At 39.7% G+C, this 15,703-nt stretch carries 13 protein-coding genes and 1 other RNA gene; all 14 read left to right on the top strand.

Translation table 11 applies throughout. The features are described from left to right. Positions 1-7: 7 nt before the first annotated feature. The 14 genes from aspS (at position 8) to alaS (ending at position 15,648) form a co-directional block, all read left to right on the top strand. On the top strand, positions 8-1,783 hold the full coding sequence (aspS, locus tag BMMGA3_RS11850; RefSeq protein WP_004435960.1) for an aspartate--tRNA ligase: 1,776 nt from the start codon (positions 8-10) through the stop codon (positions 1,781-1,783). Between the two features lie 63 nt (positions 1,784-1,846). Then, a non-coding RNA gene (gene ssrS / locus BMMGA3_RS17495) (6S RNA) lies at positions 1,847-2,035 on the top strand. A 172-nt stretch (positions 2,036-2,207) separates the two neighbouring features. Beyond that, positions 2,208-3,494 carry a replication-associated recombination protein A gene (locus tag BMMGA3_RS11840; RefSeq protein ID WP_004435957.1) on the top strand — a complete coding sequence of 429 codons (1,287 nt, stop codon included), beginning with the start codon at positions 2,208-2,210 and terminating at the stop codon, positions 3,492-3,494. A 149-nt stretch (positions 3,495-3,643) separates the two neighbouring features. Continuing rightward, complete coding sequence (locus tag BMMGA3_RS11835) at positions 3,644-4,336, top strand: YczE/YyaS/YitT family protein (protein WP_004435954.1); 693 nt, start codon at positions 3,644-3,646, stop codon at positions 4,334-4,336. Further along, on the top strand, positions 4,333-4,752 hold the full coding sequence (cymR, locus tag BMMGA3_RS11830) for a cysteine metabolism transcriptional regulator CymR (RefSeq protein ID WP_004435952.1): 420 nt from the start codon (positions 4,333-4,335) through the stop codon (positions 4,750-4,752). Before BMMGA3_RS11835 ends, cymR begins: the two co-directional genes overlap by 4 nt. Positions 4,753-4,778: 26 nt before the next feature. Next, entirely contained in the window at positions 4,779-5,924 is a 1,146-nt protein-coding gene (locus BMMGA3_RS11825) for a cysteine desulfurase family protein (protein ID WP_004435949.1), read from the top strand. A 30-nt stretch (positions 5,925-5,954) separates the two neighbouring features. Beyond that, complete coding sequence (gene mnmA, locus BMMGA3_RS11820; RefSeq protein WP_004435946.1) at positions 5,955-7,070, top strand: tRNA 2-thiouridine(34) synthase MnmA; 1,116 nt, start codon at positions 5,955-5,957, stop codon at positions 7,068-7,070. A gap of 199 nt (positions 7,071-7,269) precedes the next feature. Next, positions 7,270-7,935 (top strand): tetratricopeptide repeat protein, encoded by a 666-nt coding sequence (locus BMMGA3_RS11815; RefSeq protein ID WP_004435944.1) that lies wholly within the window; start codon positions 7,270-7,272, stop codon positions 7,933-7,935. 32 nt (positions 7,936-7,967) lie between these two features. Beyond that, complete coding sequence (locus BMMGA3_RS11810; RefSeq protein ID WP_004435943.1) at positions 7,968-10,382, top strand: SF1B family DNA helicase RecD2; 2,415 nt, start codon at positions 7,968-7,970, stop codon at positions 10,380-10,382. A gap of 159 nt (positions 10,383-10,541) precedes the next feature. Continuing rightward, positions 10,542-11,018: a PRC-barrel domain-containing protein gene (locus BMMGA3_RS11805; RefSeq protein ID WP_004435941.1), complete on the top strand. Its 477-nt coding sequence runs from the start codon at positions 10,542-10,544 to the stop codon at positions 11,016-11,018. Between the two features lie 11 nt (positions 11,019-11,029). Further along, a complete protein-coding gene (locus BMMGA3_RS11800; protein ID WP_004435939.1) occupies positions 11,030-11,221 on the top strand; it encodes a hypothetical protein in 192 nt (63 codons plus the stop codon). 30 nt (positions 11,222-11,251) lie between these two features. Beyond that, positions 11,252-11,386, top strand: coding sequence for a YrzQ family protein (locus tag BMMGA3_RS17490; RefSeq protein WP_004435937.1), 135 nt, complete (start codon positions 11,252-11,254; stop codon positions 11,384-11,386). A 190-nt stretch (positions 11,387-11,576) separates the two neighbouring features. Beyond that, positions 11,577-12,665 (top strand): AI-2E family transporter, encoded by a 1,089-nt coding sequence (locus BMMGA3_RS11795; RefSeq protein WP_004435935.1) that lies wholly within the window; start codon positions 11,577-11,579, stop codon positions 12,663-12,665. A 349-nt stretch (positions 12,666-13,014) separates the two neighbouring features. Then, complete coding sequence (alaS, locus tag BMMGA3_RS11790; protein ID WP_004435933.1) at positions 13,015-15,648, top strand: alanine--tRNA ligase; 2,634 nt, start codon at positions 13,015-13,017, stop codon at positions 15,646-15,648. Positions 15,649-15,703 lie beyond the last annotated feature (55 nt).

Raw genomic sequence — 15,703 nt, 5'->3', positions numbered from 1 at the left:
ATCGGAAATGTTTGGAAGAACATATTATTGCGGTGAAGTAACTGAAGAAGCAATCGGTAAAAAAGTTACGTTAAAAGGCTGGGTTCAAAAGCGCCGTGATTTAGGGGGAGTTATCTTTGTTGATCTTCGCGACCGGACAGGCATTGTTCAAGTTGTTTTTAACCCGGATATATCAAAGGAAGCGCTAGAGGCGGCTGAAAAAATTCGTTCTGAGTATGTTCTGGATGTAGTAGGAACGGTTGTAGCCCGTGAAGAGGGAACAATCAATGAAAATTTAAAAACCGGTAAAGTGGAAATTCAAGCTGAGAAAGTAACAATCTTGAATGAAGCAAAGAACCCTCCCTTCATTATTGCCGATCATACAGATGTGTCTGAAGAAATCCGCTTAAAATATCGTTACTTGGACTTAAGACGCCCTGTTATGTTTGAAACTTTAAAAATGCGTCATCAAGTCACAAAAGCGATTCGCGATTTTCTTGACGGCGAAGGATTTTTAGATATTGAAACGCCGATTTTAACAAAAAGCACTCCGGAAGGAGCACGAGATTATCTTGTTCCGAGCCGTGTTCATCCAGGTGAGTTTTATGCTCTTCCCCAATCTCCGCAAATTTTTAAACAGCTGCTGATGGTTGCGGGAGTTGAAAGATATTATCAAATAGCACGCTGTTTTAGGGATGAAGACTTGCGGGCAGACCGGCAGCCGGAGTTTACACAGGTCGATATAGAAACAAGCTTCATGAGTCAAGAAGACATCATGTCTTTAATGGAAGAAATGATGAAAAAGGTTATGAAAGATGTAAAAGGGATGGACATTGAAACACCTTTTCCGCGTATGACATATCATGATGCAATAAGCCGTTACGGAACAGATAAGCCTGATACCCGTTTTGGACTTGAATTAATTGACTTAACAGAGATTGTCAAAGATTCAGGATTTAAAGTTTTCGCAAATGCAGCAGCGAATGGAGGCCAAGTAAAGGCGATTAACGTAAAGGGAGCTCGTGACAAATATTCAAGAAAAGATATTGATGCATTAACAGAATTTGTTTCCCGATATGGTGCGAAAGGACTGGCCTGGCTTAAGGCAGAAGAAGAAGGCCTAAAAGGCCCAATTGCAAAATTCCTTTCTGAAGAGGAACAAAACGCGATCAGTGCTGCCTTGGAAGTTGAAACAGGAGACCTTCTGTTATTTGTTGCAGATAAAAAATCAGTTGTAGCAGATTCCCTTGGAGCACTTCGCTTAAAGCTCGGTAAAGATTTGGATCTCATTGACCAAAGCAAATTTCATTTCTTATGGATTACTGACTGGCCTTTATTAGAATATGATGAAGAAGAAGGACGTTATTATGCAGCCCATCATCCGTTTACAATGCCATTTAGGGAAGATATTGAGCTTCTTGATCAAAATCCTGATGTTGTCCGGGCTCAAGCCTATGACCTTGTATTAAATGGGTATGAGCTTGGAGGAGGTTCATTAAGAATTTTTGAACGAACCGTCCAGGAAAAAATGTTTAAAGTTCTAGGCTTTAGTGAATCAGAAGCAAGGGAGCAATTTGGTTTCTTGCTTGAGGCATTTGAATACGGAACGCCGCCTCACGGCGGAATTGCCCTTGGGCTTGACCGACTTGTGATGCTGTTAGCAGGGAGAACTAATCTCCGGGATACAATTGCGTTTCCAAAGACAGCAAGTGCAAGCTGCTTGTTAACAGAAGCTCCTGGAGAAGTAAGTTCGTCCCAGTTGGAAGAATTACATTTGTCACTAAATGTCAGAAAAAGTGAGTAAATACCTATTTTTGTTTTCTTGAAATGAATCGGTTAAATATGATAATATACAGACAACAGATAAAGAGTCCTGATGTGTTCGTTGGTAATCCTGAAGTTTTGACCGAACAACAATAACTTCGGGAGCCTGGCGTTTCTGGGCTGAGTAAATGCCTCCTTGAAGAGGACTTACATAAGTCCGGAACAAGGCACCCACCTGCGGAGAGCGGGTTCAAAACGAAGGCATCAAAACGACGGCACGATTGGGACTCTATCAAACATAATGATATTTATTAACTCCACACGATATGTGTGGAGTTTTATATTACTTCTCGGTATTTGAAATAAGTTTAGAAGTCGTATCCATGAGGATACGGCTTATTTGATTTGATTCATCCTGTTTTAATTATATAATTTTTTATAGGACAGTTTTGGAGGTTATGAAATTGAATGGAGAACCGCTTGCTTTTCGAATGAGACCGACGAACATAGATGAAATTGTTGGTCAAAAAGATATTATCGGAAAACATACAAGTTTATATAAAATGATTAAAAACGGCTATGTGCCGTCAATGATATTATATGGGGAACCGGGTATCGGTAAAACTTCGATTGCTTATGCTATTGCAGGAACGACGAAAATCCCTTTTATAGCCTTAAATGCAACAACCGCAGGCAAAAAAGATGTTGAAGCTGTTGTAGAGGAAACTCGTCTAACGGGAAAGGTGATATTGTTTTTAGATGAAATCCATCGATTTAACAAAGCTCAACAAGACTATCTATTGCCGCACGTTGAGCGAGGAGATATTATCTTAATTGGTGCGACAACTGAAAATCCTTTTCATGATGTTAATCCGGCCATTCGAAGTCGTTGTGGCCAAATTAAGCAATTAACACGTTTAACACCGGAAGACCTTCAAGAACTGCTGAAACGTGCCTTACATGACGAAAAAAAGGGGTTAGGAACGTTATCGATTCAAATCACTGATGAGCAAATACAAATGATTGCATTCGGTTCCAATGGAGATGCCAGAAAATCATTAACATTGTTAGAATCGATTGTTTATGCTTCTCGTAAAGAGAACAATATTATTGTTGTTGAAGATGAAACAATAAACGATATGATCGGCAATGTAGGTGTATACGGAGATAAAAAGGGTTCCAATTTCTATAATCTTCTTTCCAGTCTTCAGAAGAGTATCAGGGGGAGCGATGTAGATGCCGCTCTCTATTATTTGGCAAATTTACTTGAAACAGGAGATTTAACAGCAGTCAATCGAAGATTGTTAGTCATTGCCTATGAAGATATCGGCTTAGCGAATACCTCTGTTGGAAACAATGTTTTGGCAGCTGTCACAGCTAGTGAGCGTTTAGGATTGCCGGAAGCGCGTATTCCCTTGTCTGTTGCTGTAGTGGAAATGTGTTTGTCATCGAAATCTAATTCAGCGTATAAGGCCTTAGACAAAGCGATAGACGATATTAGAAAAGGAAAAGTGGGCGAAATTCCTAAACACCTTCGAGACAGTCATTATGCCGGTTCCAAAGAGTTAGGACATGTTGGCTATAAGTATCCTCACGATTACCCGATCGGCACGTTTGGCGGCTGGGTTCTGCAAGACTACCTCCCAAGCAATTTGAAGGGAACAAAATATTATCAACCAATTGAAGCTGGCGAAGAAAAACGGCTTGCAGCAATTTATAAAAAACTTGAAGAATTTAAGAACAAGAAATAATGCAAAATTATGGGTCCGTTTTTAGTGAAAATGAAAATGCATGAACGATGACAATTGTGCTATAATGGCAAAAGCCTATCTTCATACTAAGAATTTTGATAAAATATATTTTTAAATATATGTCTGAAAAACAGGAGCAATTAAAATCAATGAGAGAAAAAAGAACAGGCCAGGTTGTGCCAAGGTTCATTGTGTATATTTACGGTTTGCTCGTTATGGCGTTTGGAATTGTCCTTCTGATCAAAGCCGATTTAGGAGCTATGCCGTGGGACGTTTTGCATGTCGGTTTGTATTATCAGCTTGGACTGACAATAGGGAGCTGGTCGATCATTGTCGGTTTTTTTATTTTAACTGTATCCGCTCTCATTACTAAAGAATTTCCTCCGTTTGGCACGTTTTTAAATATGCTTCTTGTCGGCCTGTTCATAGATATGTATTTAATGCTCCCGTTTCTGCAAACTCCTCATACGTTAATAGGAAAAATGATAATGTTTTTAAGCGGAGTAATCATAAATGGGTATGGAGTGGGGATTTACATATCGGCGCAATTTGGTGCCGGGCCAAGGGACAGCCTCATGATCGCCATAACATCAAAAACAGGCTGGAAAGTGAGAAATGTCCGGGCCGGAATAGAACTGATAGTCCTTATAATCGGCTGGCAGCTTGGAGGTCCTGTATTTTGGGGGACAATATTATTCACAGTGGCAATTGGCCCGATTGTCGGGTTTGCCTTACCCCAATGCCAGCAGCTTACAGACTTGTGGCTTAACTATTTAAGAAAAAGAGAAAAAATGGTAGACAGAAAAACTGGAGAAGAAACGAATCGAGGTGCAGGGGCATGAAAATTTCTACAAAAGGCAGATATGGATTAACGATTATGATCGAGTTGGCAAAACGGCATGGAGAAGGGCCGATTTCCCTTAAATCCATTGCCCAAACAAATGATTTATCTGAACACTACTTGGAGCAATTGATTGCGCCGTTAAGAAATGCCGGTTTGGTCAGAAGTATTCGCGGGGCATATGGCGGATATGTATTGGGAAAAGACCCTTCTACAATTACAGCAGGAGATATTATCCGCGTGTTAGAAGGTCCGATCAGTCCGGTTGAAGGGATTGAGGACGAAGAACCTGCAAAACGGGAATTATGGATTAGAATCAGAGATGCAGTAAAAGAAGTTCTTGATAATACGACATTGGAAGATTTATCGAATTATACGGAGAATGGCGATTCAGATTCTTATATGTTTTATATTTAGTTAAACAGGAAGAGAAGGTGGCACTTTTGGAACGAATTTATTTGGATCATGCGGCGACTTCACCGATGCATCCAAAAGTTGTAGAAGCTGTAGTTAATGTCATGAATTCCAATTTCGGCAACCCATCTAGTATTCATTCTTTTGGGCGAGAAGCTCGGCAAAAAGTAGACGAAGCAAGGGATGTTCTTGCTAAAAGCATTGATGCCAAGCCGAATGAAATCATTTTTACCAGCGGTGGAACAGAAGCTGATAATTTAGCGTTAATAGGTATTGCAGAGGCTTATAAAAGTAAAGGAAAGCATATTATTTCAACCGAAATTGAGCATCATGCCGTTCTAAATACATGCAAAGAGCTTGAAAATCGCGGCTATGAAGTCACATATTTGCCTGTGGATGAGACAGGCAAGATTTCTGTTGAGGATCTAAAAAAGGAATTGCGAGATGACACCATTCTTGTTTCGGTCATGTATGGAAACAATGAAGTTGGAACTTTGCAGCCCATTAAGGAAATAGGTGAAGTTTTGGCAGAACATCAGGCCATCTTTCATACAGATGCTGTACAGGCATACGGACTGGAAAAAATAAATGTGAATGATGCCGGGATTGATTTATTGTCCGTTTCCGCCCATAAAATTAACGGACCAAAAGGGATCGGTTTTCTTTACATCCGCGACGGCATAAAGCTTTTGCCACGCGTTTTCGGCGGGGAACAGGAAAGAAAACGCCGTGCGGGGACTGAAAATGTTGCTTCAATTGTCGGTTTTAAAGAAGCGGCCATTATTTGCCAACAAGAAATGGATGTAAGGCGGGAGAAATATCGAGAGTGGAAGAATGTTCTCATAAAAAAACTCCAAGAGGAAGAAGTCATTTTCAGTATAAACGGATCACTTGAAAATTCGATGCCGCATGTAATAAACTTAAGTTTTCCTGGAACAAATGTCGAAGCGATGCTCGTAAATTTGGATTTGGCGGGAATTGCAGTATCAAGCGGTTCTGCTTGTACAGCCGGCTCCGTTGATCCATCACATGTCTTAGTAGCAATGTTCGGGAAAGATTCCGAGAAAATCAGGAATTCGATCAGGTTTAGTTTTGGACTTAACAATACAACTGAACAAATAGAAAAAGCAGCATTTGAAACAGCAAAAATCGTCAAAAGATTGACGAAAAAATAGTTTTTTGTCTGTCACAGCGAGGTGAGAACAGTGGAAAAAGCGCCAAAAGATACAAGAGTTGTGATCGGAATGTCAGGCGGGGTTGATTCATCGGTTGCGGCATTGTTATTGAAAGAACAAGGGTATGATGTAATTGGCATCTTTATGAAAAACTGGGATGATACAGATGAAAATGGTGTATGTACTGCTACAGAGGATTACGAGGATGTCATCCGCGTCTGTAACCAAATTGGAATCCCATACTATGCCGTAAATTTCGAAAAGCAATATTGGGATAAAGTATTTACTTATTTTCTTGACGAATATAAAGCAGGAAGAACTCCCAATCCTGATGTCATGTGCAACAAAGAAATCAAATTCAAAGCTTTTCTTGACCACGCACTAAATTTGGGCGCCGACTATTTAGCGACCGGACATTATGCAAGAGTTGAATTCCGAGATGGAGAGTATAAGATGCTTAGGGGCCTTGATGAAAATAAGGACCAAACGTATTTTTTAAACCAGCTTACTTCTGAGACACTCGAGAAAGTAATGTTTCCTATCGGCAATTTAGAAAAGTCAAAAGTAAGAGAAATTGCCAAAGAAGCGGGGCTTGCAACTGCTTCAAAGAAAGACAGTACGGGAATATGCTTTATCGGGGAAAGAAACTTTAAAGAATTCTTAAGCAACTATCTTCCTGCTCAGCCCGGAAATATGGAAACAATCGACGGAGAAGTGAAAGGAAAACATGACGGTTTAATGTATTACACAATTGGTCAAAGACATGGCCTTGGAATAGGCGGCTCGGGCGAACCATGGTTTGTAATCGGCAAAGACTTAGAACGTAATGTTTTATACGTTGGCCAAGGGTTCGATAATGAACACCTTTATTCGGATTCGATCATTGCGACAAATGTAAGCTGGGTGTCTAAAAAAGGAAAACCTGAGGAGTTTGAATGCACAGCTAAATTCCGTTATCGCCAGCCTGACAAAAAAGTAACTGTTCAGCTCTTAGATGGCAACAAAGCAAGAGTGGTTTTCCATGAACCAATAAGAGCAGTTACTCCAGGACAAGCTGTAGTGTTTTATAATGGTGAAGAATGTCTTGGCGGCGGTACGATTGACCAAATATTTAAAAATGGCGAATTGCTTACTTATGTAGGTTGACAAAAACAAGAGGCTGACTCAAAGTCAAAGGGTCAGACCCCCTCCATACAATATATAGACAGTAATACAACCAATCTATATATTGTCATCACTGGTGGGTCAGACCCTTATGAGTCAGCCTCTTGTTTTGTAAAGCCGTTTTTTAAAAAGCTTCAATGAAATATGCTATACTTTCAAATAGAACGGAGTGTGTATAACTATGGATAAAAACGCAATTGCGATTAAACATATGAAAAAAGGCGAGTGGGAAGAAGCTGCCAAAGTTCTTTCGGAAGCCATTGAAGAAAATCCTAACGATCCAATTCTCTACATTAATTTCGGAAATATACTCTCAGCGGTTGGAGAAACGGATAGGGCTCTAAATTTTTTCCATAAGGCGATAGAACTGGATGAGAATGCTGCAGCAGCCTATTACAGTGTCGGCAATATTTACTATGAATTGCAGCGGTTTGAAGAAGCGAAAAACATGTTTGAAAAAGCAATGAAAAAAGGCCTTGATTCAAGTGATAACTTTTTTATGTTGGGAATGACGCTTGTCCAGCTTGAACAGCCAAAACTGGCATTGCCATATTTGCAAAGAAGTGTTGAATTAAATGAAACTGATGCAGAAGCAAGGTTTCAATACGGCCTTTGTCTCGCCCAGCAGAACTTAATCGATGAAGCAATTGTTCAGTTTGAACGTTGTATTGACATTGACCCTGACCATGCAGATGCATTTTATAATCTTGGAGTTGCGTATGGATACAATGAAAATGCAGAAAAAGCGCTTGCCATGTTTGAAAAAGCTCTTGCAATTCAACCGGATCATATACTTGCGGGATATGGAAAAAAGTTGATTGAAAAAGGAGATTCCAATCTCCATTAATTTGAATTACGTTCGAAGAAGGATGGGAAACGATGGCGGAAAAACAATCTACACTCAATTTGTTTGCGGACGATCAAAAATATATTAAAGGCAAACATCTTGTTACGATCTTTCATAATGACCAAAATTTGTACACAGTATTGCGTATACGAGTGGAAGAAACAAATGAGAATTATGAAGAGAAGGAAGCTGTGATTACCGGTTATTTTCCCCGCCTTCATGAACATGAAACCTATACATTTTTTGGCCAGATGAAGGAGCACCCGAAATTTGGTCTTCAGTTCCATGCAAATCATTTTAGGAAAGAAATGCCTCAGTCTAAGCAAGGTGTCATTAATTATTTATCAAGTGAACTTTTTAAAGGAATTGGAAAAAAGACTGCTGAAAATATTGTTGCAACTCTTGGCGAGAATGCAATCTCAAGAATTTTAAATGAGCCATCATTGCTCGATACAGTACCAAAGCTTCCTCCGGATAAAGCAAAGATGCTATATGATACCCTTATGGAGCATCAAGGGCTAGAACAAATAATGGTTGCACTAAATCAATATGGCTTCGGACCGCAATTGTCAATGAGAATTTATCAAGTTTATAAGGACGAAACCCTTGATATTATTAAATCGAATCCTTTCAAGCTTGTAGAAGATATTGAAGGGATTGGTTTTGGTCGAGCAGACGAACTCGGATATCAACTCGGCATTACAGGAAACCATCCGGACAGAATAAGAGCCGCTTGTTTATATACGCTGGAAAAAGAGAGCTTGCAAGCAGGACATGTCTTCCTAAATGCAGAAGATTTGCTTGAAAGTGTCAAGAAGCTTCTTGAAGAAAACCAGCCTGAAAAAATTGATTATACAGATATTTCTAATGAACTTCTTAAGCTTCAAGAAGAGGGGAAAATTATTGGGGAAGAAAAGCGGATTTATTTGCCTTCCCTTTATTTTGCGGAAAAAGGGCTGGTGACAAATATAAAGCGAATTTTATCGCAAACAGAGTACGAAAACCAGTTCCCTGAATCAGAATTTCTGCTTGCACTTGGAAAACTAGAGGAAAGACTCGGTGTTCAGTATGCCCCGACGCAAAAAGAAGCGATCCAAACCGCGCTTATGTCGCCGATGATGATTTTAACTGGAGGGCCTGGAACCGGGAAAACCACTGTCATAAAAGGAATTGTCGAACTATATGCCGAACTGCACGGCTGTTCATTAGACCCTAAGGACTACCGAAAGGACGAGCCATATCCTTTTTTGCTGGCGGCCCCAACCGGGCGCGCTGCAAAAAGGATGAGCGAATCAACGGGATTGCCGGCAGTGACCATTCATCGCCTGCTTGGCTGGAATGGAAACGAAGGCTTTGATCGTAATGAAGATCATCCACTTGAAGGAAAATTGCTTATTGTCGATGAAACTTCTATGGTCGATGTGTGGCTGGCAAATCAATTATTTAAGGCATTGCCTGAACAAATTCAGGTAATCCTGGTCGGTGATGAAGATCAATTGCCATCGGTGGGGCCGGGTCAAGTATTAAAAGATTTGCTGCAATCGGAAAGAATTCCTACGGTCCGATTAACAGATATTTATCGCCAGGCTGAAGGGTCATCCATCATTGAACTAGCCCACGAAATGAAAAATGGCAGGCTGCCTGAAGGAATATCGGAACAGAAGCCTGATCGTTCGTTTATAAAGTGCACTACTGCACAAATTGCCCAAGTTGTCGAGAAGGTCGTCATAAATGCGAAGAAAAAAGGGTATTCAGCAAAGGATATTCAAGTACTCGCCCCGATGTATCGGGGACCGGCAGGAATTGATCGCTTAAATGTTATATTGCAGGAAATTTTCAATCCAAATCCTGACGGGACGCGAAAGGAAATCACTTTCGGGGATGTGAAGTACAGAATTGGCGATAAAGTTCTTCAACTCGTAAACCAGCCGGAAAATAATGTTTTTAACGGAGATATCGGAGAAATTGTATCGATTTTTTATGCAAAAGAAAATACTGAAAAACAAGATATGGTTGTGATCTCTTTTGAAGGGACAGAAGTTACGTATACTCGCCAGGACTTGAACCAAATAACCCTTGCCTACTGTTGTTCTGTTCATAAAGCGCAAGGAAGCGAATTTCAAATCGTGATCCTTCCTGTCGTAAGAAGCTATTACCGAATGCTGCGCAGAAATCTTATATATACGGCTATTACAAGAAGCAAACAGTTTCTTATTTTGTGCGGTGAAGAAGATGCATTGAGATTGGGTGTAGAAAGAACGGATGATCAAATCCGCAATACATCATTATGCGAAAAGCTTCAAGAGCAAATTCCTACTCTTGAGCTGACAGAAAATAATGAAAAAGACGAACTTCTTGTTTCTATTGAAGAGATATTGATGAATGAGGATCCGATGATCGGAATGGAAAATATAACACCATATGATTTTATGGTGGATGAAGGTTAATATGATTCATAAAGGTCTGGCTTTCTCCAACATTGACATGTTTTATTTATGTTTGTCTATTGGAAGGGGCTGACCTTTTATTATTGGAAAACGTTTCACCTTATGAAATTGACGTTATAACGAAAACTAAAAATGTTCGGAAAGGTGGGATGAATATCTTTGCGGACATTTTCATTATTAAAAGGACTCCCTGTTTATGAACTTAAAAGCGGCGAAAAAATTGGCGATGTTTATGATTTAAATATTTCGAGCAACGGGATAGTAAAGGGCTTACTAATTAAAAAAGGCGGTTTTTTCCGAAAATTATACATGATCCGGATTGAAAATGTCGGTTCCTTTGGCTGGGATGGGGTAATGGTTGAAGATAAAAAGGTTTTAGAACCAATAAATTCCATTCCTGATTATACATTTGAAAATAAGCAAAGCTTAACAGGTAAAGTAATTATGTCAAATGAAGGAAAAAAGCTTGGATTATTGGAAGATGTATATTTTATGGAAGAAGTGGGCACAATCGTAGGGTATGAATTAACGGATGGGTTCTTTTCGGATATAACGGAAGGGAAGCGTGTCGTCAAAACCGTTGACCCCCCTACGATCGGGAAGGATGCCATCATTGTTAATGTAAAATCTACGTGAGGTGTCGTCCCATGTTAAAGTGTCCGAATTGCCAGAGTAAAGATATTGGAAAAATAGGTATTAACCAATATTATTGCTGGAACTGCTTTATAGAGTTGTCCGTTTCAAAAAATATGATTAATACCCATCAAGTCGAGGAAGATGGATCATTAAGCTCTCTGGATGATTTGTTCGATGAAGAAATTCGCCGTTTAAGTCTTTAATTTAATTTTTCGGATGGGGTGAAAAATAATATGAATAAAATGTTGACATCAGTGATTGCATTAGGCGCTGGTATGGCTGTCTATAATTATGCTCAGAAAAACAATATGATCTCCAATCGAAAAATAAAAAATATGCAGAAACGAATCACAAAAGTGTTTTCTTAAAGAAAAATAACGATCCGGCTATATGAAAAACAACGATCTAGAGGTTAACTTATAAGGGTCTGACTCTATCAAACAATGTCAATATATAGAATGTTTGTCTATATATTGTATTGGAGGGGTCTGACCCTTTGCTTTTTATTATGAATAAATCTTCTTCGGCAAACAACAATAAAATTAGGAGGGGATTTATTTGGATATTAAAATGAAATGGTTCTACCGGCTTGGTTTCCTCCTTCTCTTGTTTGTTGTAATCTTTGTATTCTTAAAACTTCAAGAAGTATGGGTGCCGGTTGTTAAAATCGTGTTAATAGTATTAACCCCTTTTATTATTGCATCGTTTATTACTTATTTGCTTCATCCTGTAGTTGAAAAACTTCATGAAACAGGGCTTCACAGGGGAGTTGCCATTGTCATTATTTACATTTTATTTTTTGGCGGAGTAGGTTTTGCACTTTACAAAGCTATTCCCGCAATCATTTTACAATTAAAAGATTTAACAGAACATGCTCCTGAAGTAGCTGAGCAATACAGATCATGGATTGAACGAATACAAAGCAAGACAAATGCATGGCCAAACGGATTTCAAGAAAAGATTGACAGCGGCATTTTAGCTTTTGAGAATAAAATGGATCGGATCCTGTCAAAAACATTAAACAGTCTCGTCAATATCGTGAATTCTCTTTTTATAATCTCAATCATTCCTTTCATCGTTTTTTATATGCTAAAAGATTATGATGTAATGAAAAAAGCAGTTTGGTATTTAACTCCGAGAAAATGGAGACAGCAAGGGATATTATTTTTGAAGGATGTTGATAAATCTCTAGGCAGTTACATTCGAGGGCAGATGCTTGTTTGCGCAATTATTGGTTCCATTGCAGCATTATTGTTTTGGATTACCGGCATTAAGTATCCTTTGCTTCTTGGATTAATTGTTGGGTTAACTAATGTTATTCCATATTTCGGCCCCATTATTGGTGCGGTTCCGGCTGTTATGATCGCTGCTACCATGTCTGTTAAAATGGCGGTAATAGCCTTCATAATCGTTTTTTCACTGCAATTTTTAGAAGGGAATATTCTATCGCCGCTGATCGTAGGAAAAAGTCTCCATATGCATCCTATAATGATTATATTTGCATTGCTTACTGGCGGAGAAGTAGGCGGTATAATGGGATTGATTCTTGCAGTTCCTGTGTTGGCAATTTTAAAAGTTGCCTTATTGCACGCAAAAGACCACTTTATAAAAGTAAATTGTGAAATGGAAACAAGGCCGAATGAATAAGTAAGATTGACAAAGTTATTTCAGCTCTATATAATTCGGCTATAGGTATAGATGAAAACATGAAGAAGGATCAAGTATGTTGCAGTCCATCTGAATGCATTTGCATGGAAGAGAGGAATTCCCCAGGGCTGAAAGGAATTCCAGATGAAGGGCAACAGAAAGCTAATCCGGAGTGCAGCTAACCCCTGCCGTTTAACCGCGTTAAGGTATTTAGAGAGATGGAAGCATTTTGGTGTTTCCATAATCAGGGTGGTACCGCGAGTTCAGCTCTCGTCCCTGTCAGGGGATGAGGGCTTTTTGTGTTGTGAAGATAATCCAACTAAGTTTTTAGAAAAGGAGTTGTTGCTGAATGAAAAATTTATCCGGTTCTGAAATCCGCAGAATGTTTCTCGAATTTTTCAAAGAGAAAGGTCATGCTGTCGAACCGAGTGCATCACTTGTTCCACATGATGACCCTTCACTTCTTTGGATTAACAGTGGTGTTGCAACATTGAAAAAATACTTTGATGGCCGGGTTGTTCCTGAAAATCCCAGGATTACAAATGCCCAAAAATCCATTAGAACGAATGATATTGAAAATGTAGGAAAAACTGCCCGCCACCATACGTTTTTTGAAATGCTTGGCAACTTTTCAATCGGTGATTATTTTAAAGAAGAAGCTATTGAATGGGCTTGGGAGTTTTTAACAGATCAAAAATGGATTGGGTTTGATCCGGATCGATTATCCGTAACAGTTCACCCTGAGGATGATGAGGCATATGAAATTTGGAATAAAAAAATAGGTATTCCGGAAGACAGAATTATTCGTCTTGAAGGGAACTTCTGGGATATCGGCGAAGGGCCAAGTGGACCTAATACAGAAATCTTCTATGACAGGGGCCCTGAATACGGAGATGATCCGAATGATCCTGAATTATTTCCAGGTGGTGAAAATGACCGTTATTTAGAAGTTTGGAACCTTGTTTTTTCTGAATTCAACCATAATCCTGATGGTACATACACACCGCTTCCGAAAAAGAATATTGATACCGGAATGGGTCTTGAGCGGATGGCATCTGTTGTTCAAAATGTCCCTACCAACTTTGACACTGATTTATTTATGCCGATTATTAAAGCAACTGAAAAAATTTCCGGTGAAACATATGGTCGAGATAAAGAAAAAGACGTAGCTTTTAAAGTGATTGCAGACCATATCCGAACCGTTACATTTGCAGTTGGCGACGGAGCATTGCCTTCTAATGAAGGAAGAGGATATGTTATAAGAAGATTGCTGCGCCGTGCTGTTCGCTTTGCAAAGCATATTAATATTAATCGTCCGTTTATGTTTGAACTTGTTCCGACAGTTGGCGAAATCATGAATGATTACTACCCGGAAGTCCAAGAAAAAGTTGAATTTATTCAAAAGGTTATCAAAAATGAGGAAGAACGATTCCATGAAACTCTTCATGAGGGTTTAGCGATTTTGGCAAGTGTGATCAAGAAAGAGAAAGAAAAAGGCAGCAGCATCATTTCAGGTGAAGACGTCTTCCGGCTGTATGACACGTATGGATTCCCTGTTGAGCTTACCGAAGAATATGCAGAAGAAGAAGGCATGGAAATTGACCACGAAGGTTTTGAAAAAGAAATGGAAAATCAGCGTGAGCGCGCCCGTTCTGCTCGCCAAGATGTAGGATCCATGCAAGTTCAAGGAGGGGTTTTGGGCGACATTAAGGAAGAAAGCAAGTTTATAGGGTATGACCAGTTTGAAACAGATGCTACCGTTCTTGTAATCGTGAAGGATGGACAGCTCGTTGATGAAGCAACAGTCGGAGACGAAGTTCAATTCATACTGGATGTCACTCCTTTTTATGCAGAAAGCGGAGGACAAATAGCAGATGAAGGCACAATCGTCTCAAATGGTCTATTAGTACAAGTAGAGGATGTACAAAAAGCGCCTAACGGACAGCATTTGCACCGTGCGGTAGTGAAGCAAGGAGTCCTTAAAAAAGGTCAGCTTGTAAGAGCTGTCATCAATGAGCAAAAACGCGGCAAGATTATCAAAAATCATACAGCGACTCATTTGCTGCACCAGGCATTAAAAGATGTTCTTGGGGACCACGTCAATCAGGCAGGTTCTTTCGTCGGACCGGACAGGCTTCGCTTTGACTTTTCACACTTTGGCCAAATTAAGTCTGAAGAATTAGAGAAAATTGAAACAATTGTCAATGAAAAGATATGGAGAAATATCGACGTTGAAATTGAATATAAGCCAATTGATGAAGCAAAAGCGATGGGAGCTATGGCCCTTTTCGGCGAAAAATACGGCGATATTGTCCGTGTTGTTCAGGTAGGGGATTACAGCCTAGAACTGTGCGGAGGGTGCCACGTTCCGAATACCTCTGTTATAGGTTTATTTAAAATTGTTTCTGAAAGCGGCATTGGAGCAGGAACGCGACGGATTGAAGCGGTAACAGGCGAGGCTGCTTACCAATTATTGAACGAGCAAATTGGCATTCTAAAAGAAGCTGCAAGCAAATTAAAAACAAATCCGCGTGATGTTTCTGCTAGAATTGATGCATTGCTAGCAGAAATCAAGCATCTCCAGCGTGAAAATGAATCGCTTTCCGCAAAATTGGGGAATATTGAAGCTAGAAGCCTTGCTTCTAGTGCGAAAGAAGTAAACGGCGTAAAGTATATTGCTGCAAAAGTTCAGGCAGCTGATATGAACAACTTACGCAATATGGCAGATGACCTTAAGCAAAAGCTTGGTTCTGTAATCGTCGTTCTTGCAAGTGTTCATGATGGAAAAGTCAATATTATTGCCGGGGTAACAAAGGATTTAATCGAAAAAGGATACCATGCAGGCAAACTCGTAAAAGAAGTAGCGACTCGCTGCGGAGGCGGAGGTGGAGGCCGTCCTGATATGGCTCAAGCGGGCGGAAAAGATCCGAATAAGGTGGACGGAGCTCTTCAATTTGTAGAAGAATGGATAAAATCCGTTTGATATCAGGTTAAACTAGTGTAAAATATAGGTAACCGTTAACAGTGCGGCTTTTTTT

The sequence above is a fragment of the Bacillus methanolicus MGA3 genome, from assembly GCF_000724485.1.
Taxonomy (GTDB): domain Bacteria; phylum Bacillota; class Bacilli; order Bacillales; family Cytobacillaceae; genus Bacillus_Z; species Bacillus_Z methanolicus_A.
The sequence above is the reverse complement of the archived record's forward strand: the minus strand, read 5'-3'. Positions and strand labels throughout refer to the sequence as shown.

Excerpts from the sequence above, each read along its gene's own strand:
- aspS (WP_004435960.1), top strand. The coding sequence starts at position 8 with ATGTTTGGAAGAACATATTATTGCGGTGAAGTAACTGAAGAAGCAATC.
- BMMGA3_RS11835 (WP_004435954.1), top strand. The coding sequence starts at position 3,644 with ATGAGAGAAAAAAGAACAGGCCAGGTTGTGCCAAGGTTCATTGTGTAT.
- cymR (WP_004435952.1), top strand. The coding sequence starts at position 4,333 with ATGAAAATTTCTACAAAAGGCAGATATGGATTAACGATTATGATCGAG.
- BMMGA3_RS11815 (WP_004435944.1), top strand. The coding sequence starts at position 7,270 with ATGGATAAAAACGCAATTGCGATTAAACATATGAAAAAAGGCGAGTGG.
- BMMGA3_RS11810 (WP_004435943.1), top strand. The coding sequence starts at position 7,968 with ATGGCGGAAAAACAATCTACACTCAATTTGTTTGCGGACGATCAAAAA.
- BMMGA3_RS11800 (WP_004435939.1), top strand. The coding sequence starts at position 11,030 with ATGTTAAAGTGTCCGAATTGCCAGAGTAAAGATATTGGAAAAATAGGT.
- BMMGA3_RS17490 (WP_004435937.1), top strand. The coding sequence starts at position 11,252 with ATGAATAAAATGTTGACATCAGTGATTGCATTAGGCGCTGGTATGGCT.
- alaS (WP_004435933.1), top strand. The coding sequence starts at position 13,015 with ATGAAAAATTTATCCGGTTCTGAAATCCGCAGAATGTTTCTCGAATTT.